The sequence below is a fragment of the Spirillospora sp. NBC_01491 genome (genome assembly GCF_036227065.1).
GTDB lineage: Bacteria > Actinomycetota > Actinomycetes > Streptosporangiales > Streptosporangiaceae > Spirillospora > Spirillospora xylanilytica.
The window spans coordinates 5,358,991-5,373,995 of sequence record NZ_CP109432.1 but is presented as its reverse complement, the minus strand read 5'-3'; the positions used below and the strand labels follow the sequence as shown (position 1 = coordinate 5,373,995).

The 15,005-nt window shown below is 73.0% G+C and carries 11 protein-coding genes; 2 read left to right on the top strand and 9 right to left on the bottom strand.

The genetic code is table 11. From position 1 onward, the window contains the following. Positions 1-48 precede the first annotated feature (48 nt). A complete protein-coding gene (locus OHA34_RS25120; protein ID WP_329519089.1) occupies positions 49-975 on the top strand; it encodes a hypothetical protein in 927 nt (308 codons plus the stop codon). Continuing rightward, positions 972-3,524 (top strand): stealth conserved region 3 domain-containing protein, encoded by a 2,553-nt coding sequence (locus OHA34_RS25115; protein ID WP_329519088.1) that lies wholly within the window; start codon positions 972-974, stop codon positions 3,522-3,524. Before OHA34_RS25120 ends, OHA34_RS25115 begins: the two co-directional genes overlap by 4 nt. Here the strand turns inward: OHA34_RS25115 and OHA34_RS25110 are convergent. The 9 genes from OHA34_RS25110 to OHA34_RS25070 form a co-directional block, all read right to left on the bottom strand. Continuing rightward, a complete protein-coding gene (locus tag OHA34_RS25110) occupies positions 3,446-5,029 on the bottom strand; it encodes a glycosyltransferase family 39 protein (protein WP_329519087.1) in 1,584 nt (527 codons plus the stop codon). The genes OHA34_RS25115 and OHA34_RS25110 overlap by 79 nt on opposite strands. Next, positions 5,026-6,732: a bifunctional glycosyltransferase/CDP-glycerol:glycerophosphate glycerophosphotransferase gene (locus OHA34_RS25105; RefSeq protein WP_285939185.1), complete on the bottom strand. Its 1,707-nt coding sequence runs from the start codon at positions 6,730-6,732 to the stop codon at positions 5,026-5,028. Before OHA34_RS25105 ends, OHA34_RS25110 begins: the two co-directional genes overlap by 4 nt. Before the next feature lie 164 nt (positions 6,733-6,896). Continuing rightward, positions 6,897-8,699 carry an asparagine synthase (glutamine-hydrolyzing) gene (asnB, locus tag OHA34_RS25100; protein ID WP_285939186.1) on the bottom strand — a complete coding sequence of 601 codons (1,803 nt, stop codon included), beginning with the start codon at positions 8,697-8,699 and terminating at the stop codon, positions 6,897-6,899. Positions 8,700-8,803: 104 nt separating this feature from the next. Continuing rightward, positions 8,804-9,928 carry a zinc-dependent alcohol dehydrogenase family protein gene (locus OHA34_RS25095; RefSeq protein WP_329519086.1) on the bottom strand — a complete coding sequence of 375 codons (1,125 nt, stop codon included), beginning with the start codon at positions 9,926-9,928 and terminating at the stop codon, positions 8,804-8,806. Next, positions 9,925-10,341, bottom strand: a complete 417-nt coding sequence (locus tag OHA34_RS25090; protein WP_329519085.1) for an acyl-CoA thioesterase — start codon at positions 10,339-10,341, stop codon at positions 9,925-9,927. The genes OHA34_RS25095 and OHA34_RS25090 overlap by 4 nt, the downstream gene beginning before the upstream one ends. Positions 10,342-10,490: 149 nt before the next feature. After that, entirely contained in the window at positions 10,491-11,102 is a 612-nt protein-coding gene (locus tag OHA34_RS25085) for a superoxide dismutase (RefSeq protein WP_285939190.1), read from the bottom strand. Positions 11,103-11,237: 135 nt separating this feature from the next. Beyond that, entirely contained in the window at positions 11,238-11,390 is a 153-nt protein-coding gene (locus OHA34_RS25080) for a hypothetical protein (RefSeq protein ID WP_285939191.1), read from the bottom strand. 151 nt (positions 11,391-11,541) lie between these two features. Next, positions 11,542-12,564, bottom strand: a complete 1,023-nt coding sequence (locus OHA34_RS25075) for a ribonucleotide-diphosphate reductase subunit beta (protein WP_285939192.1) — start codon at positions 12,562-12,564, stop codon at positions 11,542-11,544. Then, a complete protein-coding gene (locus tag OHA34_RS25070) occupies positions 12,561-14,951 on the bottom strand; it encodes a ribonucleoside-diphosphate reductase subunit alpha (RefSeq protein ID WP_285939194.1) in 2,391 nt (796 codons plus the stop codon). The genes OHA34_RS25075 and OHA34_RS25070 overlap by 4 nt, the downstream gene beginning before the upstream one ends. Between the last annotated feature and the right edge of the window lie 54 nt (positions 14,952-15,005).

Below are 15,005 nucleotides of genomic sequence, written 5' to 3'. Positions count from 1 at the left end.
TTCCGGCCCGGCGGTGCCTACGCTCCGGCGGAAGTGATCGGAGTGCTCATGCTGCGTCGCGTTCTCACCCGGGAGTCGCGCCTGGCCGCCAGGGCCGCCACGGCGGCGGCGCGCGAGGCGCGGCGGTTGCGCGCGAGGTGCGCGCGTTCGGCACTGCGCGTCCTGCCGGTGGCGACGATCGAGGAGCTGGTCGTCCAGGACGGTGTGTCGCTGAACGTGCGGGTGCGCCTGCCGCGCTCGGCCGGACCGCGGCCGATCACCGTCCACCTCGTCCTGACCAGGGACGGGCACGAGCACTCCGTCCGGCTGCACCGGGACGGGCCGCGCTCGGCCGCGACCGCCCTGAACCTCGCGGCGCTCGCCGACCCCGGGCCCGGCAGGTGGCTGCTGCACCTGCGGCTGCGGCACGTCGACGGCGGGGCGAGCCGCCATCCGGTCTACGGGCCGCCGCCGCGCCGCCCGTCCGGCGGCCCGACCCGCGCCGCCGCCCGCTGCCCCGACACCGGGACCGGGTACGTCCTCGGCGCCACGACGCGCGGGCGGACGTCGCTGACCCTCACCCCGGCCACGCCGCGCGCCCAGGTCACCAGGGTCGTGACCGGCTGGGACGGGGTGACCGTCTCCGGCCGGCTGATCGCCGCGGGCCGGCCCGGCCCCGCCGTCGTGGAGATGGTCCACCGGGACGGGCGGACCCGGCTGCCCGTCGTGCTGGGCGAGGGCCGCTTCACCTTCACCGTCCCCGGCGAGGCGATCACGGCGGCGCCCGAATGGCGGTTCACCCTCGCGGTCGACGGTGCGCCCGCGCTGCCGGTCGGCCGCTACCTCGACGGCCTGCGGCGCCCGGACCGGGCGATCCGCTACCCCGCCCGGCTGATCCACACCGCGGCGGGCCGGCCGCCGCTGCGCGTCCGGCCGCGCTACTCCGCCCGTGGCCGGCTGCTGCTCACCCGCTCCGTTCCCGAGGAGACCGCGTGAAGATCACCTACCTCGTCACCTCGGCCGACGCCGCCGGCGAGGCCGAACAGGCCGCGCTGGAGCAGGCCCGGCGGCTCCGCGCCGGCCACGACGTCCGGATCCTCGGCATCGTCGAGGCGCGGGCCGGCGGCGCGGCGGCCGTCGACCCCGGCGTCCTGGTCACGGCCGCCCCCGCCACGCTGGCGCTGGCCGTGCGGATCGCGCCCCCGGCCACCGCGCTGGTGCACCAGACCGGTCTGGCCCCCGAGACGTGGACGGCGCGGGACGAGCCGCTGCTGGCGTCCGCGCCCCGGCTCGACCTGCTGATCACCGCCACCGAGCACGCGGCGCGCTGGTTCACCGCCTCGCTGGGCGCCGCCGCGCCGCTGGTCGAGGCCGTCCCCTGGGCGCTGCCGCCGGGGCCCCGGCTGCGCTCCTCGCTGGCCGCCCGGACGGTCGTGCTCGCCGACCGGCTCACCAAGGACGGGCGCGCGGGCGACGCGATCCGCGCGTTCGCGTCCATCGCGGACCGGTTCCCGGACTGGTCCCTGCGGATCTTCGGGGACGGGCCGGCCCGGCGGAGCCTGGCCCGGCTGGTCGAGTCACTGGATCTCCAGGACCAGGTGCACCTGCTCGGCCCGGCGCCGTGCCTGGCCGACGAGATCGCCAAGTGCAGCGTGCGCGTGGTGACCGGGGCGTCCGCCGGTTCCGGACGGGCCCGGGCCGAGGCGTTCGCCGCCGGGGTGCCGGTGATCGCCTACGCGCACCCGGGCGCCGGGGAGCTGGTCTCCCACGGCGTCAACGGCCACCTGGTCCAGCCCGGCGTCGCCGCGCTGGCCGCCGGGCTGGCCGGGCTGATGGGCGACGAGACGACCCGGTTGCGGCTCGGCATGGACGCGCTCATCACGGCGCGGTCCCTGACCGCCGAGCGCGACACCGCCCGCCGGGCCGAGCTCTTCGCGCGCGCGCTCGCGGCGCACGAGGGGGCCGCGGACCGCCTGGCGGCGCACACCGCCCGGACGGTCGGCGGCTTCGTCCCCGCAGTACACGCCCGCCAGGGCGAACGGCTCGTCCAGCTAAGGAACGACCTCGGCCCCCATGACGTCGCCCGCCTCAACCTGGAGACCGTCACGGAGGCTCTGCGCGACGGGAATGTTCCCTTCCTGGTGCTGCGGGACCGCGGGCTCAGACATCGCGTCGCGGTGACGGAGGACCACAGGGCCGAGGCACTGGCCGTACTGGCCCGCCACTACGGCGAGGAGCCGGTGTACGCGCAGCCGCTCAAGGCGGCGCCGGGCACGCCGCCGTCCGGTCCGGTCGGCGACGTCGAGAGCTGGCCGGTCCCGGGCGGGCTGCGGATCTTCCACGTCATCGCGCCGACCACCCGGACGCTGGAGTTCGGCGAGGACCACGGCTGCGACCTGGAGTTCTGGGCGGTCACGGCCGACGGGGGCCGCGTCCCGCTCCGGCCCACCCTGATCGGGAACGCCGTGCCCGCCGAGGCGCTGCGGCCCGCCGACCTCACCGTGGGCGAGCGCGCCTATCCCTCGCTGGAGGCGTTCACCCGGCCGCTCGCCGACGACGTGACCTTCCCCATCGACGCCGTCTACACCTGGGTGGACGGCGCCGACCCCGCCTGGCTGGAGCGCAGGCGGGCCGCGCTCGGCAACGGACCGGAACCCGCCAAGGCCGACGGCGGCGAGAGCCGCTACAGCAGCCGCGACGAGCTGCTGTACTCGCTGCGGTCACTGGCGATGCACGCGCCCTGGATCCGGCGCGTCTGGATCGTCACCGACCGGCAGACACCGCCGTGGCTCGACACGGCCCACCAGGACGTGACCGTCGTCGACCACCGCGACGTCTTCGCCGACCCGGACGCGCTGCCCACCTACAACTCGCACGCGATCGAGACCCGGCTGCACCACATCGAGGGGCTCGCCGAGCATTTCCTCTACCTCAACGACGACTTCTTCCTAGGCCGGCCGCTCACGCCCGCGCACTTCTTCCACTCCAACGGGCTGACCAAGTTCTTCCCGTCCTCGACCACCATTCCCATGAGCCCCCGCACGGGGAAGGACGCGACCTGGCTGGCCGCCGCGAAGAACAACCGCGCCCTGATCGAACGCGAATTCGGCCGTACTCCCGTCCAGGCGCTCAAGCACGCCCCCTACGCCCTGCGGCGCAGCGTGCTGAACGAGATCGAGCGGCGGTTCCCCGAAGAGGTCGCCGCGACGGCGCGCAGCAGGATCCGGTCCACCGAGGACATCTCCCTGGTGTCGTCGCTCTACCACTACTACGCGCTGTGCACCGGGAAGGCGGTGCCCGGATCGCTCTCGGTGGACACCGTCCCGCTCAGCCACAGCACCAGCATGCCCACGCTCACCAGGCTGCTGACGCTGCGCGACCGCGACGCGTTCTGCCTCAACGACATGGCGTCGGGCGACCTGACCGAGACGCAGAAGTGGCGGGCCACGGTCGGCTTCCTGGGGAGCTACTTCCCGATCCCGTGCGGCTTCGAGAAGTCGGCGGACGTGTCGCCGGACGTGTCGGTGGAGTCGGGGCGGACGTAGAGGGTCAGCCGCATCCGCTTGGCGGTCCAGCGTCCGACGCGATGCCTCAGTCCCGCCTTCCGCACCATCGCGACACGCTTGCGCATGAGCGCGACCACGCGACGGTTCCCGTTGATGCGGCGCACCACCCACACGCGGTCGGCGTTCCTCAGGCGGCGGGCCAGTTCCTTTCCGCCCACCTCACGGCCGTGAAGCGTCCCGTCATGGGCACCGGTACTGCGCTGGGCGATGTCCGACAACCCGGCGAACACCTGCGGGTACGCGCTGGAGAGCGACCTCATCCCGGACGGCGCCACCAGAAACGCGTCCCCGGGCCGCGCCTCGTCCTTGAGCACGCGCACGATCGGGGTGACGTCGTGCCACTTGCTGTCGGGCCTGCGAAGGGTCGGCTGGACGACCGCGGTCACCACCAGCAGGGCGAGCCCCACCGGGACCATGACCAGACGGGGCCGGACGGTCAGCCCCGCGCCCACCAGCAGGGCCACCGCCGGGACGCAGAACAGCAGGTATCGCGCCACGAACACGGGCTCGGCCAATGACGCGGCCAGCAACGCTGCCGGAGGGACGACCGCCCACGGCACGGTGACCCTGACCAACTCCCCGGCACGCGCGCGCACGAGCGCCACCGCACACAGCGCCCCCATCAGGACCACGGCCGCGACGCTTCCGGTGACTCCCCACACCGACGCCCATAGATGCGCCACGTCCGGATCGGGAATCCACTCGACCGCCGACCGCTGCCCCGACGCCACCCATGCCAGCGGCACCAGCAGCAGGCCCGCCACGACGACGCTCACCAGCCAGGCGAGCCGCACCCGCCACGTACGGCGGACGGCCACCACCGTGAGCAGATGCGCCGCCACCAGGAGGAAGCCGAAAATCTGTAGGGCCCCGACCGCCACGAGCAGCACGCCGTAGACCGCGAACCAGACGATCCCGCCTGAGCGGAGCGCGCGCACGAACGCGTACGTGGCGAGGACGGCAGCGCATGTCACCAGCGCATAGGAACGGGCCTCCAGGGCGTACTGGCTGACGACCGGCGTGCAGGCGAAGACCAGCCCCGCGAGCAGCCCGGCGGGCGGCCCCGCCAGGGACCGTCCCAGCGCGGCCAGCACCCCGGCCGCGACCACGGTCGCCGCCACCGACGGCAGCCGCACCGCCGTGGACGAGAAGCCGGCCACGTCCACGAACCAGTGCATCAGCAGGTAGTAGGCGCCGTGCACGGCGTCGACGTGCCGGAGCAGATGCAGGATTTGCGGTACCGAACGGCGCGCGACGTCCACCGTGGCGAGCTCGTCCGCCCACAGGGACGGCCGCCCGGTCCCCCACAGCCCCAGGAGCAGCGCGACCAGCGCGGGCACGCCCACCACCGCCCACCGCCGGCCACGCCCGTCCGGCGCCCGCGCATCGTCGCCGGCGACGGCGGCGGCGGCGGCGTCGCCCGGTTCGCGGCCGGTGCGGGAGTGCGGCTCGTCTCGCGGCTCCGGGCCGCTCTGCGTGTTCATCCGCGCTGCGGGGCGAAGAAGCGCTCGACGATCTCCTTGGCCGCGTTGCCCCGCTCGTATCCGCCGAAGCGCTCCGCGAACGCCCTGCGCGCGGGGCCGTACAGCTCGTCGAACGTGCGGTAGTCGCGCACGGCCGCGGCCAAGGCGTCCTGATCCTGGGCCACCGGGCCGGGCGCCTCGTGCGCGAGGTCGAAGTACGTGCCGCGCTGCCGCACGCGCTCCTCTAGTCCCGGCGTGTAGAAGAACATCGGCCGGTTCAGCAGCGCGTAGTCGAACATCACCGGCGCATGGTCGGTGACGAGCACGTCGGCCAGCAGCATCAGCAGGCACAGGTCCTGCACCTCGGAGACGTCGACGACCCGGCTGCCGGGGCCGTGTTTCCGCGCGTCGCGCGTCAGGAGCACGAATCCGTCTCCGAGCTGTTCGGCGAACCGCTCCGGATCGAGCGCCATCGCGTGCCGTCCGTCGACCGGGATGTAGAGGACGAGCGTGTCGGTGCCGTCCACGCCCAGCTCGTCCAGGACGGCGTCCAGGCGCTCCGAGTCGCCGCCCGTGACGAGCGCGTCGTTGCGCGGCTGCCCGACCGGCAGCGGCTCGGCCTTCGTCCGCAGCCCCGGAAGCAGCGTGCGCAGGTCGTGGTCGGAGCCGACGACGACGAAGTCGAACCGGTCGATCGACCGTTGCAGGCGGCGGCGCGCCGCCCGTGAGGCGAGCTTGGTCTCCGGCCGGTCGAACCCGACGAACTCGAACGCCGCGCCGTGCCAGGTCTGGATGTAGGTCGTCTCCGAGCGCTTCGCCAGATGCCCGGGGAGCCCGTGGTCGTCGATCCAGTACTGCGCGCGGGCCAGCGCCCAGTAGTACCCCCATGATGTGCGGCGGACCAGCCTGGCGTCCGTGGGGAAGCCGTCCCGCGAGCCCGCGTACGACCAGATCGCGTGAACGGGATGACCGTCCGCGCGGAGCCGCTCGTAGATGGCGCGCGGGCTGCCGCCGAACACCTGCCCCCGTCCGCTCTCGAAGACGACGCTGCCCTTACGGACCGGAAGCCGCGTGAGCACCTTCCTGTAGGCGAGGCGCTTGGCCCGGGTGCTCGTCCCCGCGCGCGCCAGCCGTCCGGCCTTGGCGCGCAACGCTCCGGACACCGCCAACGGCGGCGCCCGGAGCACACCGTGCGGAACGACCGTGACCTTCTCCGCCGCCGTGCACGCGCGCGCGGCCTCCGCCTCGGTGTCGGGCCACAGGCCGTGCTCCTCCAGGAAGTCGCGCCGGTAGAGCCGTCCGGTCGACGCGCCGTGCTGCGCGACCTTGCTGGTCTCCAGGGGGCCGATGTAGTCGCGGGTCGTGTGGTGGACGTCCAGCGCGCAGCGGCCGAGGGTGCGCTCACCGCATCCGGACACCACCTGCGCACCCGACCGTTCCGCCGTCATGCAGAGCGTCAGGCACGCGTGCCGGTCCAGGGTCTCCCCTGCGGCGAGGAACATGACGTAGGTCCCGGACGCCTCCCGACCGTCCCGCACGACCCGGACACGCTCCGTCCCCGCCAGCCGGTTCAGCACGGGCTCGCCGACCGTCCCGGCCACGACCGCCTCTATGGCGCCCAGGGTCTGGCCCAGCACGGACGCGACCGTGCGCAGCAGCTCCGCCCTCGCCCCGCCCGCTATGACGACCGAAACCGCGGGCGCCCGTCCATCTTGGTCATCCACTCCGCCAGCATCGGGTGCCCGTCATCGGCGGCCCGCCTGCGGCTGGCGGCCATGACTCCGATTTGACCGCCACCTGGCCCGATCGGCGCCCTGAACCGCCGTAGTGGATCGGCCGGTGCGGTGACGTGGTGATGTCCCTCGGGCTCCGGGCGGGCGGGCGGCCGTCAGATGAGTTCGGGCCGGTAGGCCGCCAGCCAGTCGCTCATCCCCAGGGCCTGTTCGAGGGGCAGGCGATCGCGCTGCATGCTCGCGTGCCCCAGTGGCCGGGCGAGCTGCGTGCGGACGGCGTCCAGGTCGAGGTAGGGGCGGGCGGGCGCGGCGGGATCGGCGGCGACCTCGGCGAGCCGGTCGCGGACGGCCTGCTCGTACCCGGGGTTCTGCGTGGCCGGGTAGGGGCTCTTGCGGCGCCGCACCACCGACTCGGGCAGCACGTCCGCGACGGCGCCGCGCAGCAGGCTCTTCTCCCGGCCGTCGTAGGTCTTGTGCGACCACGGGGTGTTGAAGACGTACTCGACGAGCCGGTGGTCGCAGAACGGGACCCGCACCTCCAGGCCGACCGCCATGCTCATCCGGTCCTTGCGGTCGAGCAGCAGGCGCACCATGCGGGTGAGGTGCAGGTAGCAGATCTCGCGCATGCGGCGCTCGTGCGGATCGGCGTCCGGCAGGTGCGGGACCTCCGTCAGCGCCTCGTGGTAGCGGTCGCGCTGGTACGTCACGGCCAGTTCGCGGAGCCGCGGGGAGAACAGCTCGAACGACTGCCCCAGCCCTGCCTGCGCCCACGGGAACTGGTCGGCCGCCACCGCCTTCGGGTCGTGGAACCAGCGGTATCCGCCGAACACCTCGTCGGCCGACTCCCCCGAGAGGGCGACCGTCGAGTGCCTGCGGATCTCGGCGAACAGCAGGTACAGCGAGGTGTCCATGTCGCCCATCGCCGGCGCGTCCCTCGCGCGCAGCACCGTGGCCATCGCCTCCGGCGAGGCGAGCTGGTCGTTGCCGAGCACGACGTCCGAGTGCTCGCATCCGACGTGCTTGGCCACGTCGTGCACGTACGGCCCGTCGGCGGTGTCGCGCATGTCGTCGGGGACGAAGCCGCCGGTCTCGTCGACGAAGTCGACGGCGAACGACCGCACCCGCTCATGGCCCAGCGCCTGGTCGGCCAGGGCGGTCAGCGCACTGGAGTCCAGCCCGCCGGAGAGCAGCGTGCACAGCGGCACGTCCGAGATGAGCTGGCGCTGGACGATGTCGTCCAGCAGTTCGCGGACGTGCCGGACGGTGGTCGGGATGTCGTCGGTGTGCTCGCGCGCGGTCAGCTCCCAGTAGCGGCGGTCCACCACGCCGCGGCGCGAGACGGTGACGGTGTGCCCCGGCACGACCTCGTGCATCCCGGCGAAGATGCCATGCCCGGGGGTCTTGGTGTTGGTGAGCAGCTCGACCAGGCCCTCCTCGTCGATCCGGGCGGTGAACAGCGGGTTCGCCAGGATCGCCTTGGGCTCCGAGCCGAACAGCACACCGTGCGGGGTCGGCGCGTAGTAGAGCGGCTTGATGCCCATGCGGTCGCGGCCGAGAAGGAGCTCCTCGCGGCGGGTGTCCCAGATGGCGAACGCGAACATGCCGTTGAGCCGCTCGACGAACTCGGCGCCCCATTCCAGGTAGGCGTACAGCACCACCTCGGTGTCGCTGCGCGTCCGGAAGCGGTGCCCCCGCCCTTCGAGGTCGCGGCGCAGCTCGTGGAAGTTGTAGGTCTCGCCGCTGTAGACGATCGTCGCGGGCCCGCGCGTCATCGGCTGGACGCCGCCGGCGATGTCGATGACGGCGAGCCGGCGGTGGCCGAGCGCGACGTGCCGGTCGATCCACAGCCCCTGGTCATCGGGGCCGCGCAGTGTCATGGTCCGTGTCATGTCCAGCGCGGTCGCGCGCTCGGCGGTGAGATCCCGGTCGTAGTCCACCCATCCGGTGATGCCGCACATGGACCCGTCCTCTCAACATATGCGTTCTACAGCTAACTCTCTTCCTTTACCTCGCCCAGCCCCGAAACAAACCTGAAACAAACCTCACCTCCCGGACCGGAGGGTCAGAAGGTGATGACCTGGCGGACGGCCTCGCCGGTGGCGAGGCGGTCGAAACCGGTGTTGACCTCGTCCAGGGTGAGGCGGTGCGACAGGAGGGCGTCGACGGGGAGGGTGCCCGCGCGGTACATGCCGATGAAGCGGGGGATGTCGCGGCGGGGCACCGAGGAGCCCAGGTAGCTGCCGCGCAGCGTGCGCTCCTCGGCGACCAGGCTGAGCGCGGGCAGGGTCAGCGGCTCGCCGGGGGCGGGCAGGCCCACGGTGACGGTGGTGCCGCCCGCGCGGGTCGCGGCGTAGGACTGCTCCAGGACGGGGACGACGCCGGTGGTGTCGAGCACCTTCTCCGCGCCGCCGCCGGTGATCTCGCGGATCGCCTCGACCGCGCCGGGGCCGCCCGCGACGGTGTGGGTGGCGCCGAGCCGTCCGGCCAGCTCGCGCTTGTGCGGGACGACGTCGACCGCGATGAGGGTGGACGCGCCGGCGGCCTTGGCGGCCAGCAGCGCGGCGAGGCCGACCCCGCCGAGGCCGAACACCGCGACGCTGTCGCCCGGGACGACTCGCGCGCTGTAGAACGCGGCGCCGGCGCCGGTGAGGACGGCGCAGCCGAACAGGGCGGCGATCTCGTACGGCAGGTCGGCGTCGACCCGCACGGCCGAACGCGCCGACACAACCGTGTACTCCGAGAAAGCCGAGACGCCCAGGTGGTGGTTGGGCCGGGTGCCGTCGGCGGCGGCGAAGCGCTTGGCGCCCGAGAGCAGGGTGCCCGCGCCGTTCGCCTTCGCGCCGGGGCCGCAGAGGGCCGGACGGCCGCCGACGCAGCGCGCGCAGTGGCCGCAGGCCGGGACGAACGCCATCACGACGCGGTCGCCGGGTGCGAACTCGGTTCCCTCGCCCGTCTCGATCACCTCGCCCGCGGCCTCGTGACCGAGGGCCATGGGGAGCGGGCGGGGGCGGGAGCCGTTGAGCACCGACAGGTCGGAGTGGCAGAGCCCGGCGGCGCCGACCCGGACCAGCAGCTCGCCGGGGCCGGGCGGGTCGAGCGACAGTTCGGCGACCTCGACCGGGCGGGAGTCCGCGTAGGGGGCGGGGCGGCCGGATTCGACGAGCACCGCGGACCGGGTCCTGGTCATGGGGTCTCCAGCTTCTCCATCGCGGTCCGGACAGGGCCCGCGATCTGCACCGGGCGGCGGGTGTCGCGGCCGACGAACACGTGCACGAAGTGGCCCTCGGCGATCAGGGCGCCGTCCGAGCCGCGGACCAGGCCGATCTCCCAGCGGACGCTGGAGCGGCCCAGCCTGCCGATCCGCAGCCCGACCCGGATCGTGTCCGGGAAGGAGACCTCGGCCTTGTACTCGCAGTGCGACTCCACGCACAGTGCGATCGAGTCGCTGGTGAGCGGGTCGAAACCGGCCGTCCGGATCATCCACTCGTTGATCACGGTGTCCATCAGGGAGTAGTGGACGACGTTGTTGACGTGCCCGTACACGTCGTTGTCCTTCCACCGCGTGGGCACCGTCTCCCAGTGCGCGTAGTCGCTCGTCACGCGGGCCAGTCTAGGTACCGGCCGGTAGCCGGCGGCGCGCGGGACGAAGGCGCGGCGCCCACCGGGCCGCAAGGGAAAGGTTCTGAGCACGATCCCGGCCTGGTGGACGCCGCGGTCTGTGAGGCGGCACGGTCCTGCCGCCGGATCCGTCAGACGGCGCGGGCGGCGCGGGCGGCGTCGAAACGGGCCGTGACGTCGGTCCAGTCGACCAGCGACCACAGCTTCTGGACGTAGTCCGGGCGGACGTTGCGGTACTGGAGGTAGTACGCGTGCTCCCAGGCGTCGAACACCAGCAGCGGGGTGCTGTTCATCCCGACGTTGCCGTGGTGGTCGTAGATCTGCTCGACGACCAGGCGCTCGCCGAGCGGCTCCCAGGCCAGCACACCCCAGCCGGATCCCTGGACGAGCGAGGTGGCGCTCGAAAGCTGCTTCTGGAACGCCTCGAACGAGCCGAAGTGCTCGCCGATCGCCGCGGCCAGCTCGCCCTCGGGGCGGTCGCCGCCGTCCGGCGACAGGTTGTCCCAGAAGATCGAGTGCAGCACGTGCCCGGACAGGTTGAACGCGAAGGTCTTCTCCAGGCCGACCAGCCCGCCGAACTGCTCCTTGTCGCGCGCCTCGGCGAGCTTCTCGAGCGTGTCGTTGGCGCCCTTGACGTAGGCCGCGTGGTGCTTGGCGTGGTGCAGCTCCAGGATCTCCCCGGTGATCGCGGGCTCCAGGGCGGCATAGTCATAAGGCAGGTCGGGCAGCGTGTAGTTGGCCATGATCCCCACTATTGCAAACAAGTCGCAGCTACGTCCAACATGCAACAGGGGCCGTGAACCCGGCGGGCCCGCCACACCGCCGGTACGGCGGCGGGACGGGCCCGGTCGGGACGCGGGATCGGACGGCGTGTCGGATCAGTGGCGCCGTCCCCCGCGGAGGCGCGCCAGCAGGCCGCGCGCCTTCGCCCTGGTCCTCGGGTCGCGGGCGACCCGCTCGGCCCGCGCGCGGGCCTGCCGGGCCTGCGGGCTGTTCACATAGCCCTTGATCCGGTCGATGAGAGAAGCCATCTCGTTCTCCTCGGCCTCACGGTGCGGCGGGGGGTCGCCGCCTCATCAGGTCAACGAGCGCCCCTACCGGAAAGTTTGCGTCCGCGCAGAGGAACCGAAGAACAGAGAACGAAGGAACGGGCGAGAACGGAGAACCGGCGGACCGGACGCCTCAGAACGCCTCGTCGAACGCGACGCTGCCCTCGACGCCGATCTGGTACGCCGACACGCGCCGCTCGAAGAAGTTGGACAGCTCCTGCACGTCCTGCAACTCCATGAACGCGAACGGGTTCGCGGTGCCGTACCGGATCGGCAGGCCGAGCCGCGCCAGCCGCTGGTCGGCGACGTACTCCAGGTAGCCGCGCATGTCGTCCGCCGACATCCCCGGCAGGCCGTCGCCGCACAGGTCGCGGGCGAACGCCAGCTCGGCCTCGACGGCCTCCTCCATCATGCGGGTGACCTGCTCGGTCATCGCCGCGTCGAACAGCTCGGGCTCCTCGGCCCGGACGGTGTCGACCACCGAGAACGCGAACTCCATGTGCATGCTCTCGTCGCGGAACACCCAGTTGGTGCCGGACGCCAGGCCGTTCAGCAGGCCCCGGGACCGCAGCCAGTAGACATAGGCGAACGCGCCGTAGAAGAACAGCCCCTCGATGCACGCCGCGAAGCAGATCAGGTTGAGCAGGAACGCGCGCCGGTCGGCGCCCGTGGCCAGCTCGTCCAGCTTGTCGATGGTGCCGATCCAGCGGAAGCAGAACTCGGCCTTGGCCCGGATCGAGGGGATGTGCTCGATCGCCGCGAACGCCTTGGCCCGCTCCTGGTGATCGGGCAGGTAGGTGTCCAGGAGGGTCAGGTAGAACTGGACGTGCACGGCCTCCTCGAAGAGCTGCCGCGACAGGTAGAGCCGCGCCTCTGGCGCGTTCAGGTGCTTGTAGAGGTTGAGCACCAGGTTGTTGGCCACGATCGAGTCGCCGGTGGCGAAGAACGCGACCAGCCGGTTGACCAGGTGCAGCTCGGCGGGCGTCAGCCGGGCCAGGTCGGCGAGGTCGGACCCGAGGTCGACCTCCTCCACCGTCCAGGTGTTGCGGATCGCGGCGCGGTACCGCTCGTAGAAGTCGGGGTAGCGCATGGGCCGCAGCGTCAGGTCCATGCCGGGGTCGAGCAGCATGCCGCGCCCTCCGGTCGACTCGCTCACTGGCACGCCTCACAGGTCTCGGGGTTCTCCAGCGAGCACACGACGGCGTCGGTGTCGGACGCGGCGGCGTCCGACACGGCGGCGCCGGACGCGGCGGCGCCGGCGACGGTGGTCTGCGCGATCCGCGTCGCCGGGCGGGACCGCAGGTAGTAGGTCGTCTTCAGGCCGCTGCGCCACGCGTAGGCGTACATCGAGGACAGCTTGCCGATGGTCGGCGTCTCCATGAACAGGTTGAGCGAGTGGCTCTGGTCGATGTACGGGGTGCGCCCGGCGGCCATGTCGATCAGCGCCTTCTGCGGCAGCTCCCACGCGGTCCGGTAGCGCGACCGCAGATCGTCCGGCAGGTCGGCCAGGCCCTGCACCGAGCCGTTCGCGCGCTTGATCGCCTCGCGCACCGCCGTCGTCCACAGGCCGCGGGCCTTGAGCTCGGCCACCAGGTACCCGTTGATCTGGAGGAACTCCCCCGACAGCGTCTCGCGCTTGAACAGGTTGGACACCTGCGGCTCGACGCACTCGTAGCAGCCCGCGATGGACGCGATCGTCGCGGTCGGCGCGATCGCGACGAGCAGCGAGTTGCGCAGCCCGACCTCGGCGATGCGGGCGCGCAGCGCGTCCCACTCGGCGGCGCGCGCGGGCGTCGCCTCCGGGAAGTGGTCGTGGTGCAGCCGGCCGCGCGCCGTCCGGGTCTGCGCGTAGGCGGGCAGCGGGCCCAGCTCGGCGGCGAGGTCGGCGGACGCGCCGTAGGCGGCGAGCGCGATCTCCTCGGCGATGCGGGTGGACAGCTCGCGGGCCTCGGCGGAGTCGAACGCCAGCCGCAGCGTGAAGAACACGTCGGCCAGGCCCATCGCGCCGAGCCCGACCGGCCGCCACTTGCCGTTGGCGCCCTCGGCCTCGCCGGTCGGGTAGAAGCCGCGGTCGATCGTCCGGTCCAGGAAGCGGACGGCCGTGCGGACCGTCCGGCGCAGGCGCGGCCAGTCCATGCCGTCCGGGCCGACGTGCGCGGCGAGGTTGACCGAGCCGAGGTTGCACACGGCGGTCTCGCCGTCGCTGGTCACCTCGATGATCTCGGTGCACAGGTTGGACAGGTGCACCGTGTTGCCCGGTTCGGCGGTCTGGTTGCAGGACCGGTTGGAGGCGTCCTTGAACGTCATCCAGCCGTTGCCGGTCTCGGCGAGCGTCCGCATCATCCGCGCGTACAGCCGCCGCGCCTGGACCTGCCGGACGTACCGGCCGTCCGCCTCGGCCCGCCGGTACGCGGCGTCGAACTCCTCGCCCCACAGGTCGGCGAGCTCGGGGACCTCCTTGGGGTCGAACAGCGACCACGCCGCGTCGGCCTCGACCCGCCGCATGAACTCGTCCGGGATCCAGTTGGCCAGGTTGAGGTTGTGGGTGCGGCGCGCCTCCTCGCCGGTGTTGTCGCGCAGCTCCAGGAACTCCTCGACGTCGGCGTGCCACGGCTCCAGGTAGACGCACGCCGCGCCCTTGCGGCGGCCCCCCTGGTTGACGGCGGCGACGGACGAGTCAAGCGTTCGCAGCCACGGCACGATGCCGTTGGAGTGCCCGTTGGTGCCCCGGATCAGCGATCCCCGCGAGCGCACCTTCGTCCACGAGATGCCGATGCCGCCCGCGTACTTGCTGAGCCGCGCCACCTGCGCGTACCGCTCGTAGATCGACTCCAGCTCGTCGCGCGGCGAGTCGAGCAGGAAGCAGGACGAGAGCTGCGGGCGGCGCGCGGCGGAGTTGAACAGCGTCGGGGAGCTCGGCAGGTACGACAGCGTGCTGAGCAGCCCGTACAGCTCGGCGGCGTCGTCCACGGTGTCGGACAGCCCGGTCGCCACGCGCAGCAGGAAGTACTGCGGGCGTTCGAGCACCCGCCGGGTCTCGGGGTGCCGCAGCAGGTAGCGGTCGTAGAGCGTGCGCATCCCGAAGTACTCGAAGCGGTCGTCGGCCGTCTCGTCGATCAGGGCGTCCAGCGCGGCGGCGTTGGCGGCGACGAACGCGGCGGGCGCGTCGGCGAGCAGTCCGGCGGCGTGCGAGGCGGCGATCGATCCGGCGAACGTCGCGACCCCCTCGGCGGCGGCCTCGTCGGCGATGTGCGCGCCGAGCAGCCGGGCGGCGACCTTGGAGTAGGCGGGCTCGGCGGCGACCAGCGCGGCGGCCTCGCCGATCGCCAGCTCGCGCAGCCCCGCCGCGCCGACGCCGTTCCCGGACCGGACGGCGGCCAGGACGCGGCGCGGGTCGGCGCCCGGCAGCCCGGCGCAGGCGCCCTCGACCTGCGCGGCCAGCGCCTCGCCCGCCGTCCCGTCCGCGGGTGCGGTCGCGGGCGTGCCCGCCGGTGCGGCGCCGGCGTGGCGCGCCCCAGGCGTCGCGATCATTTCCTGTGTCACGTGCTCAATCCCCTCGCGAGCTCGCTCCACCGGGGCACGCGAACGAGGCGCGGC